Origin of the sequence: Variovorax sp. RKNM96 (assembly GCF_017161115.1) — a bacterium.
Lineage (GTDB): Bacteria > Pseudomonadota > Gammaproteobacteria > Burkholderiales > Burkholderiaceae_C > Variovorax.
Genome location: NZ_CP046508.1, coordinates 3,619,734 through 3,643,247, shown reverse-complemented (window position 1 = coordinate 3,643,247; position 23,514 = coordinate 3,619,734). Strand labels below are relative to the sequence as shown.

General features: G+C 68.1%; 22 protein-coding genes. 6 read left to right on the top strand and 16 right to left on the bottom strand.

Features of this window, described 5'->3' with window-relative positions:
* The first annotated feature begins 7 nt into the window (after positions 1-7).
* Positions 8-1,360 carry an LLM class flavin-dependent oxidoreductase gene (locus GNX71_RS16715; protein WP_206173350.1) on the top strand — a complete coding sequence of 451 codons (1,353 nt, stop codon included), beginning with the start codon at positions 8-10 and terminating at the stop codon, positions 1,358-1,360.
* Positions 1,361-1,387: 27 nt separating this feature from the next.
* On the opposite strand, the gene GNX71_RS16710 is transcribed toward GNX71_RS16715, so the two are convergent.
* Positions 1,388-3,028, bottom strand: a complete 1,641-nt coding sequence (locus GNX71_RS16710; RefSeq protein WP_206173349.1) for a tannase/feruloyl esterase family alpha/beta hydrolase — start codon at positions 3,026-3,028, stop codon at positions 1,388-1,390.
* A 217-nt stretch (positions 3,029-3,245) separates the two neighbouring features.
* On the opposite strand from GNX71_RS16710, the gene GNX71_RS16705 reads away from it, so the two are divergent.
* Positions 3,246-3,890, top strand: a complete 645-nt coding sequence (locus GNX71_RS16705) for a TetR/AcrR family transcriptional regulator (RefSeq protein WP_206173348.1) — start codon at positions 3,246-3,248, stop codon at positions 3,888-3,890.
* 42 nt (positions 3,891-3,932) lie between these two features.
* Here the strand turns inward: GNX71_RS16705 and GNX71_RS16700 are convergent, their stop codons facing one another.
* The 7 genes from GNX71_RS16700 to GNX71_RS16670 all read right to left on the bottom strand — a co-directional run bounded on the left by GNX71_RS16700 (position 3,933) and on the right by GNX71_RS16670 (position 11,213).
* Complete coding sequence (locus GNX71_RS16700; protein WP_206173347.1) at positions 3,933-4,985, bottom strand: porin; 1,053 nt, start codon at positions 4,983-4,985, stop codon at positions 3,933-3,935.
* A gap of 123 nt (positions 4,986-5,108) precedes the next feature.
* Positions 5,109-6,089, bottom strand: coding sequence for a tripartite tricarboxylate transporter substrate-binding protein (locus tag GNX71_RS16695; RefSeq protein WP_206173346.1), 981 nt, complete (start codon positions 6,087-6,089; stop codon positions 5,109-5,111).
* A gap of 40 nt (positions 6,090-6,129) precedes the next feature.
* Positions 6,130-7,344, bottom strand: coding sequence for a DUF5624 domain-containing protein (locus GNX71_RS16690; RefSeq protein WP_206173345.1), 1,215 nt, complete (start codon positions 7,342-7,344; stop codon positions 6,130-6,132).
* The gene (locus tag GNX71_RS16685) at positions 7,341-8,459 is read right to left on the bottom strand and encodes a hypothetical protein (RefSeq protein ID WP_206173344.1); all 1,119 of its coding nucleotides are present in this window, start codon (positions 8,457-8,459) and stop codon (positions 7,341-7,343) included. Before GNX71_RS16685 ends, GNX71_RS16690 begins: the two co-directional genes overlap by 4 nt.
* 3 nt (positions 8,460-8,462) lie before the next feature.
* Positions 8,463-9,341: an amidohydrolase family protein gene (locus GNX71_RS16680; RefSeq protein ID WP_206173343.1), complete on the bottom strand. Its 879-nt coding sequence runs from the start codon at positions 9,339-9,341 to the stop codon at positions 8,463-8,465.
* 47 nt (positions 9,342-9,388) lie between these two features.
* Positions 9,389-10,366 (bottom strand): tripartite tricarboxylate transporter substrate binding protein, encoded by a 978-nt coding sequence (locus GNX71_RS16675; RefSeq protein WP_206173342.1) that lies wholly within the window; start codon positions 10,364-10,366, stop codon positions 9,389-9,391.
* The gene (locus tag GNX71_RS16670; RefSeq protein WP_206173341.1) at positions 10,350-11,213 is read right to left on the bottom strand and encodes an aldolase/citrate lyase family protein; all 864 of its coding nucleotides are present in this window, start codon (positions 11,211-11,213) and stop codon (positions 10,350-10,352) included. Before GNX71_RS16670 ends, GNX71_RS16675 begins: the two co-directional genes overlap by 17 nt.
* A 74-nt stretch (positions 11,214-11,287) precedes the next feature.
* Between GNX71_RS16670 and GNX71_RS16665 the strand changes: the two genes are divergently transcribed.
* A complete protein-coding gene (locus GNX71_RS16665) occupies positions 11,288-12,214 on the top strand; it encodes a LysR substrate-binding domain-containing protein (RefSeq protein ID WP_206173340.1) in 927 nt (308 codons plus the stop codon).
* A 21-nt stretch (positions 12,215-12,235) separates the two neighbouring features.
* Here the strand turns inward: GNX71_RS16665 and GNX71_RS16660 are convergent, their stop codons facing one another.
* Complete coding sequence (locus GNX71_RS16660; RefSeq protein ID WP_206173339.1) at positions 12,236-13,018, bottom strand: helix-turn-helix transcriptional regulator; 783 nt, start codon at positions 13,016-13,018, stop codon at positions 12,236-12,238.
* 96 nt (positions 13,019-13,114) lie between these two features.
* On the opposite strand from GNX71_RS16660, the gene GNX71_RS16655 reads away from it, so the two are divergent.
* Positions 13,115-13,933 carry an SDR family NAD(P)-dependent oxidoreductase gene (locus GNX71_RS16655; protein ID WP_206173338.1) on the top strand — a complete coding sequence of 273 codons (819 nt, stop codon included), beginning with the start codon at positions 13,115-13,117 and terminating at the stop codon, positions 13,931-13,933.
* On the opposite strand, the gene GNX71_RS16650 is transcribed toward GNX71_RS16655, so the two are convergent.
* Both GNX71_RS16650 and GNX71_RS16645 read right to left on the bottom strand, forming a co-directional pair.
* Entirely contained in the window at positions 13,924-14,967 is a 1,044-nt protein-coding gene (locus GNX71_RS16650) for an aminotransferase class I/II-fold pyridoxal phosphate-dependent enzyme (RefSeq protein ID WP_206173337.1), read from the bottom strand. The two genes, GNX71_RS16655 and GNX71_RS16650, sit on opposite strands and share 10 nt — an antisense overlap.
* Positions 14,968-15,024: 57 nt before the next feature.
* Entirely contained in the window at positions 15,025-15,894 is an 870-nt protein-coding gene (locus GNX71_RS16645) for an AraC family transcriptional regulator (protein WP_241026958.1), read from the bottom strand.
* Between the two features lie 224 nt (positions 15,895-16,118).
* On the opposite strand from GNX71_RS16645, the gene GNX71_RS33685 reads away from it, so the two are divergent.
* Positions 16,119-17,597, top strand: coding sequence for a collagen-like protein (locus GNX71_RS33685; protein WP_206173336.1), 1,479 nt, complete (start codon positions 16,119-16,121; stop codon positions 17,595-17,597).
* 148 nt (positions 17,598-17,745) lie between these two features.
* Here GNX71_RS33685 and GNX71_RS16635 read toward each other — a convergent pair whose 3' ends face one another.
* Positions 17,746-18,354: a TetR/AcrR family transcriptional regulator gene (locus GNX71_RS16635; RefSeq protein WP_206173335.1), complete on the bottom strand. Its 609-nt coding sequence runs from the start codon at positions 18,352-18,354 to the stop codon at positions 17,746-17,748.
* Positions 18,355-18,419: 65 nt separating this feature from the next.
* Between GNX71_RS16635 and GNX71_RS16630 the strand changes: the two genes are divergently transcribed.
* Complete coding sequence (locus GNX71_RS16630; protein ID WP_206173334.1) at positions 18,420-19,058, top strand: NAD(P)H-dependent oxidoreductase; 639 nt, start codon at positions 18,420-18,422, stop codon at positions 19,056-19,058.
* A gap of 291 nt (positions 19,059-19,349) precedes the next feature.
* Here the strand turns inward: GNX71_RS16630 and GNX71_RS16625 are convergent, their stop codons facing one another.
* From GNX71_RS16625 to GNX71_RS16610, 4 genes are read right to left on the bottom strand one after another with little or no spacing between them, the layout of a single operon-like run.
* On the bottom strand, positions 19,350-20,231 hold the full coding sequence (locus GNX71_RS16625; protein ID WP_206173333.1) for a ChbG/HpnK family deacetylase: 882 nt from the start codon (positions 20,229-20,231) through the stop codon (positions 19,350-19,352).
* Entirely contained in the window at positions 20,224-21,810 is a 1,587-nt protein-coding gene (locus GNX71_RS16620; protein WP_206173332.1) for a glycosyltransferase family 39 protein, read from the bottom strand. The genes GNX71_RS16625 and GNX71_RS16620 overlap by 8 nt, the downstream gene beginning before the upstream one ends.
* Positions 21,807-22,862 carry a glycosyltransferase family 2 protein gene (locus tag GNX71_RS16615; RefSeq protein ID WP_206173331.1) on the bottom strand — a complete coding sequence of 352 codons (1,056 nt, stop codon included), beginning with the start codon at positions 22,860-22,862 and terminating at the stop codon, positions 21,807-21,809. The genes GNX71_RS16620 and GNX71_RS16615 overlap by 4 nt, the downstream gene beginning before the upstream one ends.
* Positions 22,859-23,443, bottom strand: coding sequence for a phosphatase PAP2 family protein (locus tag GNX71_RS16610; protein WP_206173330.1), 585 nt, complete (start codon positions 23,441-23,443; stop codon positions 22,859-22,861). The genes GNX71_RS16615 and GNX71_RS16610 overlap by 4 nt, the downstream gene beginning before the upstream one ends.
* Between the last annotated feature and the right edge of the window lie 71 nt (positions 23,444-23,514).

The window sequence follows — 23,514 nt, the reverse complement described above, 5'->3', positions numbered from 1 at the left end:
GGATCTCATGAGTCAACGCAAGCTGCGCCTCGGCGCCTTCATCATGGCCACCGGCCACCACGTGGCCGCATGGCGCCACCCGGGTTCCCAGGTCGACTCGGGCGTCAACATCGACCACTACATCGACGTCGCGAAAACCGCCGAGCGCGGCCTGTTCGACCAGGTGTTCGTGGCCGACAGCCCCGGCATCGCCTTCCACGGCGACGACGAAGCCTTCAGCCGGCAGGGCAGGGTGTCCTACTTCGAGCCGGTCACGTTGTGGGCGGCCCTGTCCGCGGTGACGCGGCACATCGGCTTCGTGGCGACGGCGTCCACCACCTACGAAGATCCTTTTCTCCTGGCCCGCAAGTTCGCGTCGCTGGACCACCTGAGCAAGGGGCGCGCGGCCTGGAACGTGGTGACCACCAGCGCGGACAACGTCCACGGCAACTTCGGCCTCGACAAGCACCCCGATCCGGTCTCCCGCTACGAGCAGGCGCACGAGTTCATCGACGTGGCCAAGGGCCTGTGGGACAGCTTCGAGGACGATGCATTCCATCGCGACCCCGTCTCGGGCAAGTACTTCGACCCGGCCAAGCTGCATGCCCTCAACCATTCGGGCAAGTACTTCAAGGTCTCGGGTCCGCTCAACCTGGAGCGGTCGCCACAGGGCTACCCGGTGATCGTGCAGGCGGGATCGTCGGAACCAGGGCGCGAACTCGCGGCGGCGTCGGCCGAGGCGATCTTCACGGCGTGGACCAGCCTGGCCGAAGCACAGGCGTTCTACCGCGACGTGAAAGGGCGGCTGGCCAAATACGGCCGCCGGCCCGAGCAGCTGCTGGTGCTGCCCGGCATCTCGCCGGTGATCGGCCGGACGCAGGAGGAGGCCGATGCCAAGTGGGCCAGGCTGCAGCAACTGATCCACCCGTCCGTCGGCCTCAACACGCTGCACACCTTCTGGCCCGGCGAAGACCTGTCGACCTGGGACCTGGACGCGCCGCCGCCCTACATTCCGGAACCGCCGCCGGGACGCAACAGCCGCGCGCACGTGGTGCTGGAACTGGCCCGCCGCGACAAGCTCACCGTGCGGCAGCTCTATGAGTACCTGGCCGGCGCGCGCGGCCACTGGGTGGTGGTCGGCACGCCGGAAACCATCGCGGACCGGATGCAGGAGTGGTTCGAGAACGGCGCGGCCGACGGCTTCAACGTCATGCCGCCGGTGCTGCCGGAATCGCTCGACGAATTCGTCGACCTCGTGATCCCCGAGCTCCAGCGCCGCGGGCTGTTTCGCACGGCGTACGAGGGCCGGACCTTGCGTGAAAACCTCGGGCTGGAGCGGCCGGTCAATCAGTTTTCGATCAAAGGCCGCAAGGTCGCATAGCGGGCTGCAGGCGCGGCGGCGAAACCGTCACATGCTGCAGCTGTAGCTCGTGGCCGCATTCACATCGCCGGACCCGTTGTACTTCGGGTACTTGGGGTACTGGCAGGCCGGCATGCTGCGGGCCGTGCCGGCGCTGGTGAAGGTGTAGGTCATCTGCGTGGGGGCCTCGCCGTTTTCCACCCAGCCCATGATGGCGGACGCCCAATCCACTTCCTTCAAGCTGCCGCCGGCGCCGTGTCCACCGCCGGGGACGATGAAGAATCGCGTGGCGCTGTTCGGGTCGGCCAGGCCCATCGACCTCGCGATACCGGTCATCGTCGTCCAGTTGCGGTAGTGGTCGTTCGGCGACAGCAGCGCATCGCTGCCGGCGTGCCAGGAGATGAGCTTGCGGCCCGAGGCCACGAAGCTGGCAATGGCAGCCTTGTCATGGTCGGCGCCGACGCGCGCAAGGCCCGAGCCGAGCATGTAGTAGTCGGTGTCCAGCTGGAAGCCCGCCTGCTTGGCGGGTGTGAGCCAGGCCGGATCGCCGCTCGCGAGCAGCGCGAATCCGCCGCCGAGACCTCCCCAACCGAGGCCCAGGCCGTTGCCCCATGAGTAGCCCGAGAGCACGGTGCTGCCGTTCGTGAGCTTCAACTCCGAGAGGAAGGATTTCAGCGTGCCCGCCTGCGCCGCGCTCAGGCAGATCGCCGGGTCGGAACTCGCACCGGGCATTCCGCACTGCAGGACCGCCGGATCGAAGGTGCAGGCCTGCGGATTGCCGATCAGGTTGTCGGTGGCGCCATCGAGCGCATCGCATGCCGACAGCGCGGCGGCATAGGCCGCGCCGGTCTGGGCAGGGCTCAGCGCCGCGGGCGTGCCGGTCAGCGATGCCGCGCGCAGCCAGGCACCGGTCTGGCCGGCCATGTCCATGGTCTCGCAGCCCGCGACGATGCCGTCGAATTCCTGGGGCCAGCGCTGCGCGGCGATGTAGGCGTTGCGCCCGCCGTTGGAGCATCCGTTGAAATAGCTGTGGCCCGGCGCCTTGCCGAAGAAGGTCTTCGCGACGGCCTTGCCGAAGCGCATCGTCGTGCCCACTGCGGCATACGCATAGTCGGTTGCCGATTGCTGGCCATCGGCCGTGCCGTTCGCCCACACGGCGGGGGCGGCCTCTGCAGGAACGCTCGCGCGGTTGCCGCCGTTGGATGCCGCATACACAGCGCCCTTGAGCGCGAGCGTGGGGTCGACGGCCGTCACCGCGCCGCCCACGTCCTTCGTCACCGCGGAGGCAATGCGCCCGTCGAAGCCGCCGCCGCCTTGCTGCCAGTAGCGGCCGGTCCAGTTGTCGGGCACGTCGATCTCGATGTCGAGGAAAGGTGCGCGTGTGCCGAGCACCTGGCAGAAGCCCGAGGAATAGATCGGCGCCTTGGCCTCGAAGCGCGCGGTGCCGGTGACGGTCACGCCTTCGATGACCTGTCCCTTGAGGGCGTCGCAGGTGGCCTTGAGCTGCTCGGCGGTGGGGCCGGAAGGCTGCGGCGCGGGTGGCGCAGGCGCAGGCGCGGGTGCGGGAACGATCGGCAAGAAGCTGCCGCCTCCGCCCCCGCCACCTCCACAGGCTTGCAGGGCCAGGCCCGCAGCCAGCAGCAAGCCCTTCGACAGCAGGGCACGGGGTACGTACTTTTCATCACGCATGGTTGTCTCCAATGTTCGGATCGCGCGCCGGACTTCCGGCAAATCTCGGGGAATGCCTCTTCGTTCGGATGTTGTTCGAAACCGACCGGTCGGTCGGTTCATTGAGGCGGAGCGAGCGTAACGCAGCGATGCGAAAACGGGCAAGCGGCATCGGCTCGGGACTAACCCCTAAGATCGCCGGACCCGCCGCTTTGCTGAGGCCTCATCATCCCGACCCATGACCGCTGAATCCCTTTCTTCCCGCGCGAGCGACCAGCGCAGCCTGATCGCCAAGGGCGCCGCGGAGTTGTTCGCCCGCAGGGGCTACGCGGCGACGTCGATGAACGAGATCGCCGAGGCCAGCCATCTGTCCAAGCCCGGCCTGTACCACCACTTCAAGGACAAGGCGGAGGTGCTGCTGCACATCGCGGACGGCCATGTCTCGCGGCTGGTCGACATCGTGACGGGGGTGGAAGCGCTGGACCTTGCGCCGGAGCAACGGCTGCCCGAGCTGATCGAGGCGTTCATGCTCGAGTACGCGGGGGCGCAGAGCGAGCACCGCGTGCTCACCGAAGACGTGCGCTTCCTCGCCCCGGAAGCACAGGCCCGCGTGCTCGACAAGGAACGCACGGTGGTGCGGGTGTTTGCCGATGCCATCGCCGCGACGCGCCCCGACCTGCACGACGCGCAGCTTCACAAGCTGCTGACGATGTTCCTCTTCGGCATGCTCAACTGGATGTTCACCTGGTTCAAGCCCGGCGGACGGTTCACCTACGAGGAGATGGTGCCGATCGCGACGCAGCTGTTCGTGAACGGGATCTCGGGGCTGGAAGTCGCGCCGAAGGTGAAAACGCCAAAGGCGAAGAAGACGAAGAAGCCGTAGCACCGGCCGCCCCCATCGCGCAGGGCGGCACGGATGACGCGATCAGAAGTTGTGCGAGATGCCGAACTGCAGCCCGCGCGCCGGTCGGCCCGGCGTGCTGGCCGGCGACGAGTCGGCCACCACATAAGCCGCATTGCCCCGGTTGCGCACGAGCGAGTACGTGCCGTACAGCGCAGTGCGCTTGCTCAGGTAATGCACATAGCCGACGGCGTATTGCGTCGCGTCGTCGTTGTCCAGGCCCGGCCCCGAGCGGTCGGAGCGCGCGAGCGAGACCTTGATGACGCCCGGCCCGACCGGCACGCTCACGCCCAGCATCGCGTTGACCTGCTTGTCGCCCTCGGTCTTCTGGCGGTAGTAGTTCGCGTAGAGCTTCGCGAGCCCGAAGTCGTAGGTGCCGCCCAGCGTCGCCACGGTGTAGTCGTTGGCGCCGACCGGCGTCACGCCGTAGGCCGCGGCGACGTCGACTGTGCCGTTGGTCCAGCCCACGCGCCCGCCGCGGTAGCGCGCGCCGTCCTCGCCTTCGGGCAGGGCGTACATCGCCTGGCCGTAGAAGCCGCCCAGTCCCTTGGGAAGGAAGTAGCCCACGGAGTTGTTGGCCCGCGCCAGCGTGCGGGCGCCGCCCAGGCCGAAGGGCCAGCCTTCGACGATGTTGGCCGAGCCGCCGACGCCCACAGTGCCGAAGGGCGAGAACTGCGAGATGTTCCAGAACGTGGGCGTGTAGTCGCGCCCGAGCCGCAGTTCGCCGAAGCTGTTGTGCGACAGGCTCACCGTGGAGCGCCGGTGAAAGCCCGTGCCCTGGATCTCGCCGGTGTCGGGCAGCAGAGCCATCTCGAGCCAGAAGCTCGCGGCGAGGCCGCCGCCCAGGTCCTCGGTGCCGCGAAAGCCCAGGCGGCTGGGGAAGATGTTGCCGCCCTGGTCCATCGACTTGACGGAGCGGCCATCGCTCTTGGAGTAGGTGATGTTCATGTCCAGCGTGCCGAATACCTGGACGCTCGATTGCGCCGTGGCGCTCGCGCTGGCGGCGATGCAGATCGCGCCGGTGACGGCGTGCGGCAGCCGACGGCGAAGGCGAAAGGGAAGGGTGGTGATCCTCATGCGTGTCTCCTCGTTGTAGAAATGGCGTGCGTCGGCACACGGCGCCTGCACTGCAGGCACCGCGGCGTGGGAACTTCGGAAGAAAAGAAAAGGGGCGCCGCGTTCAGCCGCGCCGGAGCACCGTCAGTCGATGCGGATGTTCTTGGCCTTGATCAGCCGGCCCATGGCCTGCGCCTCGCGCTCGACGGCGGCGGCGGCCTCGGCCGGCGTGCTGCCGATGGGATCGAGGCCCGCTTCGTTGATGAGCCTGACCATCTCGGGCGAATGCGTGATGGCCACGATTTCCTTGTGCAGGCGCTCCACGATCGCGGGCGGCGTCTTGGCGGGCACCCAGAAGCCCAGCCAGGTGAACACCTCGACGCCCGGGTAGGTTTCGGACAGCGTGGGCACGTCGGGTGCCGCCGGGCTGCGCTTGCTGCCCGTATAGGCCAGGGCCTTGAGCCGTCCCGACTTGATGTTGGCCAGCGCCGAGACCGGCGGCTCGAAGCCCAACTGCACCTGGCCGCCGAGCAGGTCCGGCGCGGCGCTCTGCTTGTAGGGCACGTGCAGCAACTCGATGCCGGCCGCTTCCTGGAACAGCTCGAAGCCAAGGTGCGAGGTGGTGCCCGAGCCGTACGAGGCGAACGAGATCTTGCCCGGCTCCCGCTTGGCCAGCGCCACCAGTTCGGGGATGTTCTTCACCGGCACGGCGCTGTTGGCCACGATGAACGAGCCGCCCTTGAGCGCCTGCGTGACCGGCACGAGATCGTGCTTCGCGTCGTAGGGCATCTTCGAGAGCAGGAACGGCGTCATCGTGAACGGGTTGCTGGTCGAGAACAGGATCGTGTAGCCGTCGGGCGCCGCCTTGGCCACCGCGTCGGTGCCGATGGAGGCCAGCGCGCCGGGCCGGTTCTCGACCACCACCGGCGTCTGCAGCGCGCGGCCGAGCCGGTCTGCATAGGCGCGCGCGAAGATGTCGGAGCCGACACCCACGGGCGTGGGCGTGATGATCCGGATCGGCCGCGATGGCCAGGGCGCGCCCTGGGCCCAAGCGGGCGCGAGGGTGCCCGACATGGCCAGTACGGCCGACATCGCGATCAGCGAGTGGATGAGTTGCTTCTTCATGGTTTGTCTCCGGTATTTCTTGTATTTGGGGGCGCGACGCTCAGGTGGCGGCGGCGTCGGGCAGCGGCGGGTAGGCCGTGCCATCGAGGCCCGGCACCGTCACCCGAGCCGGGTCGTTGCCATGCGCCTGCAGTTGCTCGACGGCGTAGTCGGACACGCAGCCCGAGAGCAGCTGGCGCGGGTCCTCAAGCACGACGCGCAGCCGCGTGTTCAGCGCGCGCCAGTCGTCCGGCCCGGCGATGGCCGGCATCTCGGCCACCGCGCGGGTGTCCGCATCGAGCACGGGGCGCACGGTCGAGGTGGGCTCGTAGCGTGGATAGCCCTCGTACATCAAGGCGCCGAGCTCGCTCACGGCATGCGTGTGCGCCCAGAGCTGGCGCATCGGCGTCTCGTAGGCGCGCAGCGCCGCGATGTCGTTAGCGGCGCCGGGCGGGAACTCGCCCGCGTGCGGTGCGATGAAGAGCCGGTCGAGCGACAGCGTGTGGCGCGAGGCGCCGAGGATCATGGCGGCCACCGAGTTGGTGGTCCAGGTCACGCCGGCAGTCGGCCGGCCCTGGCGCCCCACGACCAGCGCCATGGCGCGCGACCAGTCGATGCCGTGGCGATCCAGCCAGCCGATCACGCGGTGGCTGATGTCCATGCCGACCAGGAAGAAGGTCGCGATCATCACGGCGTTCATCGGCACGGTGGCGCCGACGGCGGAGCCCGTGCCTTCGAGGTAGTTCGTGCGCATGTCCTCGGGGGTGAAGAGCGCGGGCTGCGCCAGCACGCGTTCCAGGTAGCGCTCGGTCAGCACGCAGGAGTAGTGCACCAGCTCGGCGATCTTCTGCTCGCGCCCCCGGTAGGCCGGCACCGCGATCGTGTCGCGCCACAGCGCCACCGAGTTGGCTCCGCGCGCGATGCGCGTGGCGACCAGCAGCCGTTCGGCCTCCTTGCGCCATAACGGCCCATCGGGGTCGACCAGCCGCATCTTGAGGATCGACGCCACCGCCGGGCCGTGGTGCGAGATGCCGGCCAGCTCCTTGAAGCCGCGCGTGGACAGGCGAAAGCCCTGCACCTCGGGGTCGCGGCCATTGCCGGGGAACAGCACCATGTCCGCGCTGGTGGCCACGATGAGCGGGTCGCCCGCCGTCGCCGCGCCGGTCAACGCAGCGAGGTGCGCGCCGATGCCCTGCGGGCCTCCCGTGTAGGTTTCGAAGAGCCGCAGCAGCTCGGGGCTCTGGTGACTCTGGGGCGATGCAGGGGGCTGGTTCATGCGGACTCCTCCTTGCCCGCGCCGAGGTCGAGGCGGTACACGCGGCTCGGCGTGCGAAACCGCACCTCGCCGCTCAGGCTGTTCGTGACCACGAGGTAGCGCCGGCCTTCCGCCTCGAAGCAGGTCGCGTCGGTGCCGCCGGAGGTCGGGAATTCGCCGATGGGCACCATGAGCCCGTCCTGCATGCGCAAGATCGTTGATTGCAGCCGCGGAATCGGCGCCTCGCGCGTGCCGTGCAGGAAATTGATCTGCACCAGCCGTCCGCCGTCGGGCGTCGGTATCCACTCGAACTCGCGGCCTCCGGGGCCGCTGAGCACCTGGTGCGGCACGAAGCGGCCGTCGGTCCAGCGAAAGAGCACGGTTTCTTCATGCAGGCAGGCGAATGCCAGCCAGGTGATGCCCTGCGTCTCGAAGCAGCAGAAGGCGCGCCCGCTCTTGCCGTCCAGTTCCTGGAAGGGCTCGAAGGCATCGCCGTTCCAGCGCAGCAACTGCGACGGCACCGCATGGTCGGCATAGGCCAGCAGCTTCTGTCCTTCGACCTGGAAGAAGGCCCAGTTGTAGCCCCAGCCCGAGCGCACCGTCTGGCGCTTGGCGAAGCGCTCGCCGTCCCATTCGAAGATGCACGATTCGGCGCCCGGTGCGAGGGGCGCGTCGCCGTGGGTCACGCCCTGCGCGAGCGCGAGGAAATGCCGCGACCCGATCTCGAAATGGATCCACTGCTTGGCGGCCGAGGTCGGGATGCGCTGGAAGCTCTCGAAGCGGCCGTCCACCAGCTCGAAGATCGTCGAGTGCGTGTCCAGGGCATAAGGGCCCGAGCCGGTGCGCAGGCTCGCGGTGGCGAGGAAGGCGCGCTCGCCGATGCGGAAGAACTCGGCATCCTCGCCGCCCGGCACCGGAAGGCGCGCGTGTTCGACGAACTGCCCGCCTTCCCAGCGGTAGACCAGCGCGTCCACGTCGCTGTTGCCCAGCGTCATCTGCGCGGGCTGGCCGGCGATGTCCTCTGCGAGTTGCGGCACCACGAGGTAGCGCGTGCCGTCGTGTTCGAAGACCTCGGCGGCGCGTGCGCCGGAGGTGTCGAGTTCCTGGATGCAATGCATGAGGGTGTTGTCGCTCATGGTTCAGAAGCCGAACAGGCGTGCGGGGTTGTCGGCCAGCACCTTGCGGCGCGCGATGGGGTCGGGAATCCAGTCGGCCAGCAGGTTCAGCAGTTCGCCGGTGTCGCGCCCGCCCTCCGGGATGTGCGGCCAGTCGCTGCCCCAGATGACGCGGTCGGGCACGGCCTCCACGATGGCCTGCGCGAGCGGCCGGAGGCGCGCGTAGTTGCCGTCCTTCGCGAGACGGTACGGACCCGACAGCTTGAACCAGCCGCGCCCGTCGGCCACGGCGCGCAGCAGGCGATCGAAGTCGGCGCGGGTGAGGCCGTCGCTCTCCAGCATGTAGCCCATGTGGTCGATCACGAAGTCCGATTCGAGATCGGGCAGCACCGGAATCAGGTCGCGCACCACCCAGCCCGGCGTGTAGAACTGGACGTGCCAGCCGAGCGGCGCGATGCGCCGGATGCTGCGCTCGATGTAGGCGTGCAGCTCGGCCGTGGGCAACTGCGCACGCAGGAACAGGTCGAGCCGCAGCGCACGCACGCGGCGCGCGTGCATCGCGCGAAGCTCTTCCTCGGACACCTCATCCGTCACCATCGCGACGCCGCGCGCACGGTCGCCCACGGCGTCCAGCGCATCGAGCATGCAGCGGTTGTCGGTGCCGTAGAAGCTGGGCTGCACGATCACGAAGCGTTCGATGTCGAGCACGCCCAGCGCGCGCCGCAGCTGCGCGAGGTTGCCGTCCGGCAGCGTGTAGTGCGGATGCTCGACATGCGGGTACGGCTCGGCAGGGCCGAAGACATGCACGTGCGAATCGCAGGCACCGGCGGGCACCTCGAAGGCCGCGCGGGTGAGGGTCTGCGCGTCGCGCATGGGCTTGGAAGTCAGGATCTCGTGGGTCATGGTCGAGCGGTGGCGGGAGAAAAAGTGAAGACGAAAGAGAAAGGAATTCAGTCGAGCTTGATGCGACCGCTTGCGAGCAGTGCACGCAGGCGCTCGATCTCGCCGGCGACGGTGCGCTGCATTTCCGCGGGGTCGCCCGACGCGGGCTCGAAGCCCTGCACCGCCAGGGCCTCGCGAAGCTTCGGGCTGGCCAGCGTGCTTTGCCAGGCGCGCAGGACCTCCTGCCTCCTGGCGGGCGGCGTGCCGGCCGGCAGCACGAAGCCGACCCACGAGCGGTACTGGTAGGTGCGCAAGGCGGGCAGGCCGGTCTCGGCGTAGCTCGGAACCTGCGGCAGCATCGACCAGCGTTGGGACGAGGTGGCCGCAAGGGCGCGCACCCTGCCGCTCTGCACGAGCGGGACGATGGGCGCGGTGGCGTAGAGCATCAGGTCCACCTCGCCGCCCGCCAGCGCGCTCATCACCTGGGCCTCGCCCTTGTACGGGATGTGGCGGGCGTCGATGCCGAGCGTGTGCAGCAGCTCCTCGCTCTGCAGGTGCAGGCTGGTGCCGATGCCGAAGGAGCCGTAGGTAAGTTCACCCGGATGCGCCTTCGCATACCGCACCAGCTCTGCCATGTCGGCCACCGGCAGGCCGGCACGCACTGCGACCACGCCGGCGTTGGTCGCGGCGATGCCCAGGGCATCGAAATCGGTCAGCGGGTCGTAGCCGGGCGCCTTGTCGACCACCGGATTGACCGAGGCGATGGACGGCGACACCGCGATCAGCGTGTGGCCGTCGCGCGGTGCACGCAAGGCAGCCTGCACGCCGATCTTGCCCGCCGCGCCCAGGCGGTTGTCGACCACCACGGGATGGCCGAGCGCAGCCGACAGCTCGGGCGCGACAAGCCGCGCGACACGGTCGATGGGGCCGCCGGGCGGCGCGGGCACGATGATCGTGGAGACCTGCGACGCGGCGGTGGCACAGGTCGCGCCGAGGACGAGGCCCACCGCAAGAAGCAGGGCCCGCAATTCAGGCCGCGCGCGCATGCGGTGTCTCCGCGGCAGGGGACGCATGGCTGGCCAGCGCGCCGCGCACGCGCTCGTGCATCGCGGTGAGCAGCACGTCGGTGTCGATCCCCGTCATGAGGAAGGGCGCCGCGCCGCGCGCCAGCAGTTCGGCGTTCAGCGCCGCGTCGGCGATGCCGCCGATCGACAGCGGCGTGCCGGCGCGCGCGCAGGCCGCGAGTGCGGTGTTCAGTGCCTGCTGCACCAGCGGATGGCGGTAGTCGCCCGGCACGCCGAGTTCCGCGCTCAGGTCGTTGCAGCCGATGCTCACCAGGTCCACGCCGGGAACCCGAGCGATCGCCTCGGCGTTCTCGATGCCCAGCGGGCTTTCGATCAGCACGTTGACGACCACGGCATCGTTGGCCAGGCGGTAGGTCTCGGCCGCCGGCAGCCGGCGGTAGCCGAACTGCGGCAGCGCGGCGATGGCCGAGCGGTGGCCGTGCGGCGGAAAGCGGCAGGCTGCCGCCAGGTCGGCCGCCTGCGCGGCGGTCTCGACGCGCGGAAAGATGAGGCCCGATGCGCCCGCATCGAGCAGCCTGCCGATGGCGCCGTACTCGCGCTCGGGCACACGCACCAGCGCCATCAGGCCGAGGTCGTGCGCCGCGGCGCAGATCGCGCCGGCCGCATCGAGCGGGATGGTGCTGTGTTCCAGGTCGACCCAGATCGCGTGGTGGCCGCTGGCCTTGGCCAGCCGGGCGATGTCGGGCGTGCGCGCCATGCGGATGCCGAAGGCCGTCAAGGGCTCGCCGCGGGCCAGCCCCTGGATCAGCGGGTGGCCCTGGAAGGGCTTGGATGCAGGGTGCTCCTGCAGCTTGTCTCTGCTTGTCATGCAGGCATCGTAGGCAAGCTGTCTTATATTTGGAAATACCGTTTGTTGTCGGTTTTCAATACCTGAGAGATATCATGGAACTGCGCCATCTCCGCTACTTCGTGGCGGTTGCCGAGGAGCTCAACTTCACGCGCGCCGCGCAGCGCCTGCACATCGCGCAGCCGCCGCTGAGCGTGCAGATCCAGGCGCTCGAGGAGGAGCTCAAGGTCCGGCTGCTCGAGCGCGACAAGCGGCGCGTGTTCCTCACGCAGGCGGGGCGCCATTTCCTCGAAAGGGCGCGCGGCATCCTGCACGACGTGGAAACGGCCAAGGGCGAGGCGCAGAGCGCGGCATCGGGGGAGGTGGGGAGCATCGCGCTGGGCTACACGGCGTCATCGATGCTGTCGCCGGCGATGCCCGGCGCCATTCTTCGCTTCCGGAAACAGCACGCGCGGGTGGTGCTGACGCTGAAGGAAATGACCTCGCTGGAGCAGCTCGATGCGGTGCACGGGCGCAGCCTGGACATCGCCGTGCTGCGCCGCCCGAACGTGGAGATCCCGACCGGCATCAACGTCGAGGAGTGGTACCAGTCGCCGCTCACGGCCGTGGTGCCGCGCGACCACCGGCTCAGCGGCAAGCCGCTGCGCATTGCGGACCTGCGCGACGAACCGCTGGTGATGTATCCGCGCAATGCCGGCATCGGGCTCTACTGGAAGGTGCAGGACCTGTGCGCCAAGGCGGGCTTCCGGCCGCGCATGGTGCAGGAGGCGCGCGAGGCGTCGACCATCGCGGGGCTGGTGGCTGCCGGCGTGGGCATCGCGCTGGTGCCGGGCGACACGCGCTGCATCCAGCTCGATGGCGTCGTCTACCAGACGGTGCTCGACAAGGAGGCCGTGTCCAGCCTCTACCTGGCGCACCGGCAGGCGGACCCGAATCCGTATGTCGACCTGATGCTCAAGGAGCTTCGCGCGGCGCTCAAGGGCGGGACCGCGCGGCGCAGCACGAAACGCAAGAGCGCGTAGCGGCCGTTGTCCCGCGCGTGGTCATGCCTGCCGCATGTACTGCGTGGGCGTGACGCCGAAGGTGCGCTTGAACAGGGCGATGAACGCGCTGATGTTGCAGTAGCCGAGTTCGAGCGCGACGGTTGTGACGGACCGCCCCTCGGCCAGGAGCTCCAACCCGCGCAAGAGGCGTGCGCGCTGGCGCCACGCGCCCAGGCTGTAGCCGGTCTCCATCGGGAAACGGCGGTTGAGCGTGCGGGGCGACACATTCGCGAGCGCGGCCCAGTCCTCCAGCGAACGTTCTTCCGCGGGCTCCGCCAGCAGCCCCTGCGCGATCTTCACCAGCGACGGGCTTGTCGGCATCGGCAGGCTGAGTTCCTCGACCGGCAAGGCCTGGATCTCGTTCACCACGACGCGTTCGAGCAGGGCCCGCATCGGTGTGTCGGTTTCGCCGTCGGGGCGCTCCAGCCGCCGCACGGCCTCTCGCAGCAGGGCCGAGATGCGCAGCGTCGCCGGTTGGTCCGGCAAGCCCTCGCAGGCACCCGGCTGGACATAGACGCTCCACGCGTCCACCTGGCCATGCACGCTCGCCCAATGCAGTTGTCCGGGCGGTATCCAGACCGCATGCACATTGGGCACGAGCCACTTGCCGAACGCCGTGCCCAGTGTGAGGAGACCTCGCCAGACGCCCAGGAGCTGGCCTCGTCCGTGGCTGTGGGCCTCCACCAGCGAACTGCCCTCGACGCACTGGGAAACGACGATCGCCAACGGACCGGCCGCATCGTCCTTCAGCTTTTCGAGGTCGGGATGGCGCAGGGAAGACATGGCGTAAATGAGCTACCGATTGGCCTGAACAGCATAGTCGCGCCAGATGCCAAAACCTAGCATGGGTCCATGTTTCAAAGCAAAGGCATCGATCTCATGACATCCAAAGTCTGGTTCATCACAGGAACTTCCCGCGGCCTCGGCCGCGTGTGGGCAGAGACCGCGCTGGCGCGTGGCGACAAGGTCGTGGCCACTGCGCGCTCCGTGGCATCGCTCCAGCCGCTGGTGGCGACATACGGCGACGCGATCCTGCCGGTGGCGCTCGACGTCACCGATCGCGAGGCGGTGTTCGCATCCATCGACGCGGCGGTGGCGCGCTTCGGCCGGCTCGATGTGGTCGTCAGCAACGCCGGCTATGCGTTGTTCGGCACCATCGAGGAAAGCAGCGAGCCGCAGGCGCGTGCGCAGTTCGAGACCAACCTGTTCGGCACGCTCTGGGTCATCCAGGCGGCGCTGCCGCACCTCAGGGCGCAGGGCAGGGGGCACATCCTCGTGACCTCGAGCGTCGCGGGCGTCATCACTTTTCCCACGGCCGGCGTCTACAACGCGACCAAGTGGGCGGTCGAAGGCCTCGTGGAGACGCTGGCATCCGAAGTCGGCGCGTTCGGCATCAAGGTCACGCTGGTCGAACCCGGGGGCTACGACACCGACTGGCGTGCAGGCTCCGCGGTCAGCGCCGAGCCGATGCCCGCCTATGAAGAGCTGCGCCAGAAGATCAAGGCCATGAGCGCCAATCGGGCCCTGGGCAATCCCGCCGCGACGGGATCGGCGATCCTCGCTGCCGTCGATGCCGAGGAGCCGCCGCTTCGGCTCTTCCTCGGCAAGGCGGGCCTGCCCGCCGCCAGGCAGGCCTACGCGCAGCGGCTGTCGACCTGGGAAGCCTGGTCGGCCGTCGCCGAGGACGCTCAAGGCTGAGCGGAGACCAGGCGAGCCAGGAAGGCGTCGACCTGGTCTTCGGGCGTGGCCCACGAGGTGACCAGGCGAATCACCGAATGGTCGTCATCCGCCGGGGCCCACACGTAGAACGCGAAGTCCTTCTGCAGCGCGGCCACGACGGCGTTCGGAAGGATGGGAAACACCTGGTTCGTTTCGGTCTGCGCGGCGAGCCCGTAGCCGTGTGAGGCGATGCCGGCCGCCAGCTTTGCCGCCATGGCATTCGCGTGCCGGGCCAGGGACGAGAACAGATGGCTGTCGCCGAACAACGCCTGGAACTGGATGCCGAGCAAGCGCCCCTTGGCCAGCATGCCGCCGCGCTGCTTGAGGTGAAAAGCGAAGTCGTCCTTGAGCGCGGGGTTGCACACCACGATGGCCTCGCCCAGCAGTGCACCGACCTTGGTGCCGCCAATCCAGAACAGATCGACGAGCGATGCGATATCGGCCAGCGTCGCATCGTTCCTGTGCGAAGCCAGGGCGGCGCCCAGCCGGGCGCCGTCGAGAAACAGGATGAGCCCGCGCTGCCTCGCGAGCGCTGAAATCTCGCGCAGCTCGGCCAGGGTATAGACGGTGCCGGTTTCCGTCGCGTTCGAAAGATAGATGAGCCGAGGCTTGGCCATGTGCGGGAAGTGCGAGTTGGCGGCCAGCGCTTCCTCGATGTTCCGGGGCGTGATCTTTCCATCGACCGCGGGAACGACGATGAGCTTGTGCCCCGTGGCCTCGATCGCGCCCGCTTCCCGCACGACGATATGGCCGGAGCCCACGGCGAGCACGGCCTCGTGGGGACGCAGGCAGCTCGAGATCGACACGATGTTGGCCATGGTTCCACTCGCAACGAAGTGGATGGCGCCCTCGAACGCATCGCCCAGGTGCGCTTCGATCCGCGATGCCGCATCGATGGAGTGGTCGTCGCTCCCGTAGGGCGCCTGCTGCGCAAGGTTGGTTTCCGTGAGCGCGCGCAGGATGTCGGGGTGCGCGCCCTCGCTGTAGTCGTCGAGAAAACTGAAGGTAGCCATTCGGTGCCGTTGTGTTGGAGCCCGGCCCGGAATTGGGCGGGCATCGGACTTCGGAGGCTACCGACCGGGACCGGGATCGCCTTGTAAAAAGTTGCCGGCAGGGCGCTGGAAGCGCGCCGGCGTCACGCTGTAGGCATCGCTGAACGCGCGCGTGAAATGGCTCTGGTCGAAGAATCCGACGGCGTGCGCAACCTCGGTGATCGGCATGTCGCGGTTTGTCTTGATCAACTCGACCGCTCTTTCAAGCCGCAGCCTGAGCAGCCACGCATGGGGCGTCATGCCGACCGTGCGCTTGAAGAGCTTGAGGAACCTGAACCGGTCCAGGCCCAGGAGGAGGGCGAGATCCTCCAGCACGATCTTGTCGCACAGGCGCGCCTCCATGAAGTCGCGCACACGCAGGAGCTGCCGGGGCGTCAGCGTGCCCGAAATCGGCTGGGGCACGGGCTTCAGCAGCCGCGCGAACAGGGACTCGATGAGTTCCATGACGCGCGCCTCTTTCAGCAGCGGATCGGCCGATTCGTTTTGCAACGCGGTGTGCATGCCGATCAGCTGCTCGGCGAGCCGGGCGTCGCGCAGCACCACGGCGGCTTGCGAAGGAAAGTGGTGCTTGCCGGTGATCTCTTCGCCCAGGCCCGCCAGCAGCGTGGGCGAGAGGCGGAACGTCTGCAGCGTGTAGGCCTCGTCGGCGCCGGCCACGCCGTCATGGACCTCGCCGGCGGGCATCAGCTGGATCGTGCCACGCGTGAGCAGCAGCGACTCGCCCCTGAAGTGCTGCCGCTGCACACCATCGGCAACGAGCGCGACGTGGCAGTCCAGGTGGTAGTGCGGCTTGAAGCGGAACGCGGAGAACCGGGCCGTGCTCAGGACAAGGCCCGGGACTTCGATGGCCCGGTTGTATCGGACCTCTTCACGCAAAAGCTCGTTCATGTACGGCCCATTTTCGGCAACTCGTCAAATCGAAGTGCCACTCAGGCATTTGGTGAATTGGGACATACCCCGTCAGTCGCCGTGTGGCCTGGCCAATCGGGGCCGGCGACCGCAACGTCGGGTTCCCTCGAGCGTTGTAAAAACTCCTTTCTGACGGATTTGTAATATTTGGATTAAGTAATCATTGTTAACAATTCGCTCCCCCTACAACCAGGAGAAGAGCGATGAAATTACCTTCCCATGCAGCCGTCAGTGCTGCGGCCGCGGCCCTTTGTCTGGGTCTTGCCGGATGCGGCGGCGGGGGGAACGACGGACCGTCGTTCCCCTTTTTGCCATTGGCGACGACGCCGACCAATACCGGCGGGACTCCCACCGCCAACAATCCAAAAAGCTCGATCCTCGCAGGCGCCGGTGATCCGACTGCAGACATCGGGTCGGATGGAGATTTCTATCTGAACTACACGACGATCTCGCTGTTCGGTCCCAAGGCCGACGGCGCGTGGCCGGCGGGCGTTGCCTTGCGCGGTGTGGACGGCGCGGCGGGGCCGGCAGGGGCCATGGTTCGCTACGGCACCACCGACCCGCTGGCCGCTGTGGGTTCCGAGGGCGACTTCTATTTGAACACCACCACCAGCGTCCTCTTCGGTCCCAAGACGGCCGGCGCGTGGCCGCTGCCCGGCGTAGCGCTGATCGGACCCACTGGCGCAACAGGCCCGACCGGCTCGACGGGAGCGACAGGGGCCACCGGAGCGACCGGTACGCAAGGCCCGACGGGCTCGACCGGGGCGACGGGAGTGACTGGCGCCACGGGTGTCCAAGGCCCGACGGGTTCGACTGGCGCAACGGGCGTGACCGGCGCCACCGGTGTCCAGGGGCCGACGGGTTCAACCGGGGCGACAGGAGTGACCGGCGCCACGGGCGTCCAAGGTCCGACAGGTTCGACTGGCGCAACGGGGGTAACGGGCGCCACCGGCGTCCAGGGTCCGACGGGTTCGACCGGAGCGACAGGAGTGACCGGTGCCACGGGCGTTCAAGGTCCGACGGGTTCGACTGGCGCGACAGGGGTGACCGGCGCCACCGGTGTCCAGGGCCCGACAGGTTCGACAGGTTCGACGGGAGCAACTGGCGCCACTGGTCTCACCGGAGCGACGGGGGTGGCTGGCCCCACGGGCTCGACCGGGGCGACAGGCGCCACGGGCGGGACTGGCGCGACCGGTGTCACGGGTGCAGTGGGTCCGACGGGGGCGACCGGTCCGACCGGCGCAACGGGGGCCACCGGGGCGACAGGTGCCAACGGCGCTGGAGGCTACAACGCCAATTACTCCGCCACCACAGCGACTGCCAATACCGTTTACCGCCTCAATCCGAGCGGCGTGGGACTGACTCCGCTCGGCTCGGCCAACTTCGATGCCTTCGGCGTACTGCTTCCCAACGATTGCAATCAAGCAAAGATGACTGTCGGCTTCACGGGCGCGGCACCCGGGGACTACACGTTCCAGCTGGTCAAGAGATCCGCGCCGTCGTACACCGTCACCTCCCCCACGGCGCTCGCTTGCACCGTGGCCCAGGGCGGCACCAGTTGCTCGTTCACGGCATCCGGCGTCGCGGTCACGGGCGACATCGTCTACATGCAGATGTCCGGCACTCAAAACCTGGTTGCCGGCTCGACGGTCGGGTTCGTGTCGCTGGTCTGCTCGCCCTGACGCAACAGCACGCGCGCAATGGCAACTTCAACCCGCTTCGGCGGGTTTTTCTTTGTCCGCGGCTGGACGAGCAGCTCGCCAGGCGCAGAAGCCAGAAGCCGGTTGCAAGGAGGAGGGCGCCTTGAAACAGCATCAGCAACCGCGTGTTTCACGCCCTCTGCGCGATTCGCACAATGGCGTCGTAGATCTCGTTCTCTGCATCTGCCGGATCGAATTCACCCGCGGCCGCCGCAAAGGACACGGCCTCCGCCGCGCCCAGCATTGCGCGCATTGCTGCCGGCGCTATGGGTTGTTTCGCAAACGGCTGCAGCGCGTCCCGGCACTTCACCAGGAACTCGGCCTCGAGCTCCTTCTTCAAGGCATCGAGCTCGGGCGAGCCTGCCAGCGCAGCGCTGACACCGGGCATCTCGCGTCCCATCTCCATGACGCAGTTGACATAGGCGACAGCAATCACCCGCGCTACCGCCGGGAGCGACTTTCCCGAAGCCCGCAGGGCCTCGTCCATGAGTGCGTGCTGCCGGCTGTCGTATTCCCCGTAGAGAACGCCGAGCAGGCCGGTGCGTGTGCCGAAATGGTCATACACGACGGGCTTCGTCACCCCCGCGCGCTCCGCCAGGTAGCCCAGCGTGAGCGCATCGGTTCCTTCGCTGCGCACGATGGCCCATGCGACGTCCAGGAGCTGGCGGCCGCGCTCGTCCTTGGGAAGGCGTTTCCTGGCTGCGACCTGCACAACCGGTTCTGTCTGCTTGCTTGACATCTTTAAACTACCAAAGGTAACCTACGAAAAGTAGTTTACACCCAACCCTCAAAAAAGGAACCGCCATGCATGCCCTTGTCGTTGTCAGCCATCCCGATTCCCAGTCCCTCACGCACGCTGTCGCGCGCTCGTTTGCCGAGGGCGTTGCGGAATCCGGCGAGCACACCACCGAGATCGCCGACATCGCTGCAGAAGGCTTCCAGCCGGCATTCAACCAGGCCGACCGCACCGCCTATTTTCTCCAAAAGCCCTTGCCGCCGGACATCCTGCGCGAGCAGGCGCGCATCGACCGGGCCGACGCACTCGTGCTGGTCTATCCCGTGTACTGGTGGTCGTTCCCCGGCCAACTCAAAGGCTGGATCGACCGCGTATTCGCCAATGGATGGGCCTATGACGAGGCGCCCGACGGCACGCTCGGCAAGCGGCTCGGCCGCCTTGCCGTGCACCTCATCGGCATCGGCGGCGCAGACGGAGGCACCTATGCGCGGCATGGCTACGACAAGGCAATGCGCACGCAGATCGACCACGGGATCTTCGATTTCTGCGGTGCACGCGTCGTCACCTCGGAGTTCCTGCTCGATGTGAATGGGCAGGGCGGGGCGGCCCATATCGTCACCGCGCGGGCCCTCGGCAGCAATGCGTTTGCGAGGGCTGCGTCAGGCGGCATCGATCGGTCCGAGGTTGCCGAAGAACTGCCAGGCTGAAGCGAACACAGATGGGGGGTGCCCCATGTGCATTCCGAAAGCAGTGCGGGGCGGCATTTCGTGTCGGGGGAGAGACCGTGTTCGACGTACCGCTTGCTGTCGACCGACCGCCGATATCAAGTACGCCATTCCCTGTACTTGTTGGCATTGAAGCGCCGGGGTAAAACCGCCGCATGCTTCCTGCCTGGACAGCCCGGTTCTCTTTCATTCCCCGCTGGTTGCGATCGCATTACCCGGGCGCCGCCGGCCTGCTTTCGCTGGCGGCCGTGGGGACGTGGCTGCTGTTCTGGTTCAGCGGCGATTGAGAGGGCCCTGCGGCATCGCCACGCCGCGTTGCAACAACCGCGTCAGGGTCACCGGACGAATGTGGCCAGAGCCACCATGCCAGGGGAAGTCGATGGCGCCCAGCACCGCGTACTCCTGCAGTCGGGCGTCCGCGTGCGGGTCCGAGGCCAGCGGGGCCGCGGATGGGTGGCACATCAGCACGTCGCCGGTGCGCGCGCTGCGCAGCCAGCCGTGCAGCCGGTGGCGGTAGGCATCGGCGTCGCCGCTGAAGCCATACACACCCAGAAGTCCACGGCTTTGCGGGATGCCGTGCGAGCGCGCACGCTTCTGCAGGGCGGGGCCGCCGAGCGCGTGGATGACCTGCGCCTTGAAACCTCCATGCCGCGGCGCGCCACCCGGCCTCGTGCTTCGCAGCCATGGCAGCGACGTGGGATAGCGCCTGCAGATCTCTTCGACGAGCAGTTCACGCACCACCGGAAACTGATGAACATGCCGATGTCCGTCGATGAACGCGGGTGCGCGTCCCATCGCGTCCTCGAAGCGCGAGAACTGGTCGCGGATGTCGGCCTTCAGTCCTTCTGCGAACACCGTGCGCGTGCAGGTCCGCACGAGCAATCCCGCCAGGCCGGGCTCGGGCCCATCCACCTGCGCCGGCCGGGTGAGATCGAGGTGCAGGCCGACGTCGAGCCGTTCGGGTGCCACGCGGCGCAGCGCCTGGGCACCATCCATCCAGGCGCTTCGCCGAACCATGCCGCCAGTGGCGGAAATCTTGCCGCGCTGGGCCAGATCGACGACTGCCGCGTTGACGCCGGTGCTCAGGCCGAAATCGTCCGCGCAGATGCAGATTTCCTGCATGACGTCCGCCGCAACTTCGGTGGCCTCAGTCATTGCCGATGGCTCCTGAAGCCGTTGCAGGGGAGGGGGAGCCCAGGCAATGCGGATCGCTGGTGGCGCTTCCCGCGAAGCGCCATGCGGCGACGGCATTGTTGACCGCCACCAACTGGGCGCGAGCCAGCCAGGCATTCGTGAGATGCGCGGTATTCGGCCCGACGATCCAGGTCACGCGCGGCACGCAGAGCGAGGGGGCGAGCCTGCTTCGGTCCAGCAACGTGGCAGCCGTGCGCGCGGGCTCGAAGCGGCCCGCGTCGGAGAGCTCCTTGCGCCAGTTGTCGCGCGTGTCGCGGGCCGCGGCCTGCCAGTCATCGGACACGAGCACGGGTTCGCGCAAGTGCCAGTAGAAGGGAATCTCGTAGAAGTAGCTGTCGAGCATCAGCACCCGCTCGCCGGGCGCGATCGACATGCCGGCCGGCAGCCGCAGCCGTGTGCCCGGCGGCACGGACTGGATCGCAATGGCGACCACGCAGGCCACGCACACCGCGGCAGACGCGAGCGCGGTCACGCGCAGCCGGGTCCGCAGCGCATCGGGCGAACGGCCGGCGAACACGCGCTGCGCGATCAGGTACGCGAGCGGCGGCAGCGCTGGCAGCACGTAGCCCACGAGCTTGGAGCGCGGCATCGAGAAGAACACGACGATCACCGCGAGCCAGACCCACATGAGCCGATCGACGTCGCTGTTCCGGGGATGTGCATCGTCGTCCTTGCCGCGCGGCACCAGCAGCCAGCCGAACCACGGCAGCGTGAGCCCCGCCAGCACCGGCAGGTAGAACCAGAAGCCGTGTTCGTTGTTGAAGCCTGACGACGCGAAGCGCCGGAAATGCTGCGTGATGACGAAGTAGTCGAAGAAATCGGGGTACTTCATCTGCATGGTCACGAACCAGGGGCCGGCCACGGCGAGCAGCACGGCCCAGCCGGGCAGCCACAGCGCGAGCCGCAGTGCCAGCGGCAGTCGGCGTGTCGCGCCGCACCAGATCACGATCACCATCGCGGGCAGCACCAGGCCGATGAGGCCCTTGGACAGCAGGCCGGCAGCCGCGAACAGGTAGGCGCCCGCCAGCAGCATGCGCCAGGGTTCCTCGCGCTCCTTGCTCAATGCCGCGCCCGCCGCGAGCAGCACCGTGCACGCGATGCACCCGGCCACCAGCATGTCGAGGTTGGCGAACTGCGCGCCCAGGAAGAAAAAGGGCATGGTCGCCAGCACCACGGTGGAGAGCAGCGCGACGTGCGCCGTCGACCAGCGGCGAAGGAAAAGGTACAGCGCCGCTGCACCCGCGCCTGCGCCCAGCACCGAAGGCAACCGTGCCGCCCATTCCACCGGCCCCGTCACCGACATCGCAGCGGCGCCGATCCAGTAGAAGAGCGGCGGCTTGTGGAAGAAGGGCAGGCCGTCCAGCCGCGGCACCAGCCAGTCGCCGGAGCGCAGCATCGCCAGCGCAACGCCGCTGTAACGGCCCTCGTCGGGTGCCATCAGGGGCCGCACCCACGCGGTGGCCAGCAGCCATGCGAAGAGTGCGAGAAGAAGCCCCAGCGGCCGGGGTGACATCCAATCCGCGGAACTGGTGCGCTTCACGGCTTGCCGGCGCGCAGGCCGCTCCCGTGCTCGCGGCTCACGACGTACAGCGGCCGGCCCTTGACCTCTTCGTAGATGCGCGCGATGTACTCGCCGACGATGCCGGTGGAGATCATCTGCACGCCGATGAAGAACATCAGGCTCACGACGATGGTGGTCCAGCCGGAGACGGGGTTGCCGAACAGCAGGTAGTCGATGCTCACGTAGAGGCCGTAGCAGAAGGCGGACAACGCGAACAGCAACCCGACCACGCTGACCATGCGCAGCGGCCAGGTGGTGAAGGCCGTGAGGCCGTCGATGGCCAGGCGCACCAGGCGCTGTGCGTTGAAGGTGCTCGTGCCCGCCGCGCGCGGCGCGGGCGTGTACGGCATCGCCACCGCGCGAAAGCCGACCCAGGCATACAGGCCCTTCATGAAGCGGCTGCGCTCGGGCAAGCTCATGAGCGCATCGACCACCTTGCGGTCCATCAGGCGGAAGTCGCCCGCGTCCTTGGGGACGGCAAAGCGGTCCGAGGTGTCGAGGAGGCGATAGAAGAGCTTGCTGCCCAGTTGCTTGAAGCGGCTTTCGTCGCCGCGCGCCTCCCGCACCGCGTACACCACTTCGGCGCCTGCCGTCCATTGCGCGATCATCTTGTGGATGAGGTCGGGCGAGTGCTGCAGGTCGCCATCCAGCAGCACCACGGCATCGCCGGCAGCGGCCGCCAGTCCCGCGGTGAGCGCGGCTTCCTTGCCGAAGTTGCGCGACAGCGAGATGCAGCGAAAACCCGAGAGCTCGCACCAGGCGCGCGCGACCTCCGCGGTGTCGTCGGTGCTGCCGTCGTCCACCACGATGATTTCCCAGCGCAGCTTGGTGGCCCAGAGGATTTCCTCGAGGCGGGGCAGCAGGTGCCTCAGGTTGGCGCCTTCGTTGAAGCAGGGAATGACGCAGGAGATGCCAGGCGCCTGCAGCTCCAATGGCGAAGGGGCCTGCGAAGGTGCCTCCGGGGAGTCGGCGCCCTCGATGGCCCTGCTGGCCGCGACGCCTGCTGTTTGGGTCTTCGTGGCCGAAATCATGAATGCCTCCATGGCGAACCGGACGCCTGATGCGTGACCGAACCAGGCTCCGCTCGCAGCGTGAGAAGGCGAAAGAGCCAGCGGCCGATGGCCGCGGTGCCGGCCACTGCGGCGCCGAGCACCAGGCCCGCGACGATGTCGAGCGGGAAATGAACCCCGACATACACGCGGGCCCATCCGGTGATGGCCGCCAGCGCCAGAAGCGGCAGGCCGAGCTTGCGCAGGCTGGGGCGCAGCATGAAGGCAAACGCGACCATGAACATCACCGCCGCATGCGTGCTCGGCAGCGAGCCGCGCCCGGAATGCGCGATGTAGGCCGGCGCCAACCCCAGCACGAAGGGGCGGGGCACATCGAGCGACATGGCAATGGCGTGCGACAACAACGACGTGAGCCCCGCCGCGGCGGCAACGATGCACAGGTACGCACGGTCGACGCGATGCCGCCACAGCGCGACCGCGACGATGAGCGCGCTCAGCCAACTCCCCCAGAGCGCGAAGGCCGAGGCGACGGAGAGCACCGCCGGCGTGGGAGGGCTGCCGGCGGCGAGCCAGTGGAAGAGCGTGAGGTTCAGCGCATTCATGGCGCTGTTCCAGGACCAAAGAACGAAAAGACGGGCGCAGGAAGGCACCCGGTGCGGCATGCGCACCTGCG

Excerpts from the sequence above, each read along its gene's own strand:
- GNX71_RS16715 (WP_206173350.1), top strand. The coding sequence starts at position 8 with ATGAGTCAACGCAAGCTGCGCCTCGGCGCCTTCATCATGGCCACCGGC.
- GNX71_RS16710 (WP_206173349.1), bottom strand. The coding sequence starts at position 3,028 with ATGCGTGATGAAAAGTACGTACCCCGTGCCCTGCTGTCGAAGGGCTTG.
- GNX71_RS16705 (WP_206173348.1), top strand. The coding sequence starts at position 3,246 with ATGACCGCTGAATCCCTTTCTTCCCGCGCGAGCGACCAGCGCAGCCTG.
- GNX71_RS16700 (WP_206173347.1), bottom strand. The coding sequence starts at position 4,985 with ATGAGGATCACCACCCTTCCCTTTCGCCTTCGCCGTCGGCTGCCGCAC.
- GNX71_RS16695 (WP_206173346.1), bottom strand. The coding sequence starts at position 6,089 with ATGAAGAAGCAACTCATCCACTCGCTGATCGCGATGTCGGCCGTACTG.
- GNX71_RS16690 (WP_206173345.1), bottom strand. The coding sequence starts at position 7,344 with ATGAACCAGCCCCCTGCATCGCCCCAGAGTCACCAGAGCCCCGAGCTG.
- GNX71_RS16685 (WP_206173344.1), bottom strand. The coding sequence starts at position 8,459 with ATGAGCGACAACACCCTCATGCATTGCATCCAGGAACTCGACACCTCC.
- GNX71_RS16680 (WP_206173343.1), bottom strand. The coding sequence starts at position 9,341 with ATGACCCACGAGATCCTGACTTCCAAGCCCATGCGCGACGCGCAGACC.
- GNX71_RS16675 (WP_206173342.1), bottom strand. The coding sequence starts at position 10,366 with ATGCGCGCGCGGCCTGAATTGCGGGCCCTGCTTCTTGCGGTGGGCCTC.
- GNX71_RS16670 (WP_206173341.1), bottom strand. The coding sequence starts at position 11,213 with ATGACAAGCAGAGACAAGCTGCAGGAGCACCCTGCATCCAAGCCCTTC.
- GNX71_RS16665 (WP_206173340.1), top strand. The coding sequence starts at position 11,288 with ATGGAACTGCGCCATCTCCGCTACTTCGTGGCGGTTGCCGAGGAGCTC.
- GNX71_RS16660 (WP_206173339.1), bottom strand. The coding sequence starts at position 13,018 with ATGTCTTCCCTGCGCCATCCCGACCTCGAAAAGCTGAAGGACGATGCG.
- GNX71_RS16655 (WP_206173338.1), top strand. The coding sequence starts at position 13,115 with ATGACATCCAAAGTCTGGTTCATCACAGGAACTTCCCGCGGCCTCGGC.
- GNX71_RS16650 (WP_206173337.1), bottom strand. The coding sequence starts at position 14,967 with ATGGCTACCTTCAGTTTTCTCGACGACTACAGCGAGGGCGCGCACCCC.
- GNX71_RS16645 (WP_241026958.1), bottom strand. The coding sequence starts at position 15,894 with ATGAACGAGCTTTTGCGTGAAGAGGTCCGATACAACCGGGCCATCGAA.
- GNX71_RS33685 (WP_206173336.1), top strand. The coding sequence starts at position 16,119 with ATGAAATTACCTTCCCATGCAGCCGTCAGTGCTGCGGCCGCGGCCCTT.
- GNX71_RS16635 (WP_206173335.1), bottom strand. The coding sequence starts at position 18,354 with ATGTCAAGCAAGCAGACAGAACCGGTTGTGCAGGTCGCAGCCAGGAAA.
- GNX71_RS16630 (WP_206173334.1), top strand. The coding sequence starts at position 18,420 with ATGCATGCCCTTGTCGTTGTCAGCCATCCCGATTCCCAGTCCCTCACG.
- GNX71_RS16625 (WP_206173333.1), bottom strand. The coding sequence starts at position 20,231 with ATGACTGAGGCCACCGAAGTTGCGGCGGACGTCATGCAGGAAATCTGC.
- GNX71_RS16615 (WP_206173331.1), bottom strand. The coding sequence starts at position 22,862 with ATGATTTCGGCCACGAAGACCCAAACAGCAGGCGTCGCGGCCAGCAGG.
- GNX71_RS16610 (WP_206173330.1), bottom strand. The coding sequence starts at position 23,443 with ATGAATGCGCTGAACCTCACGCTCTTCCACTGGCTCGCCGCCGGCAGC.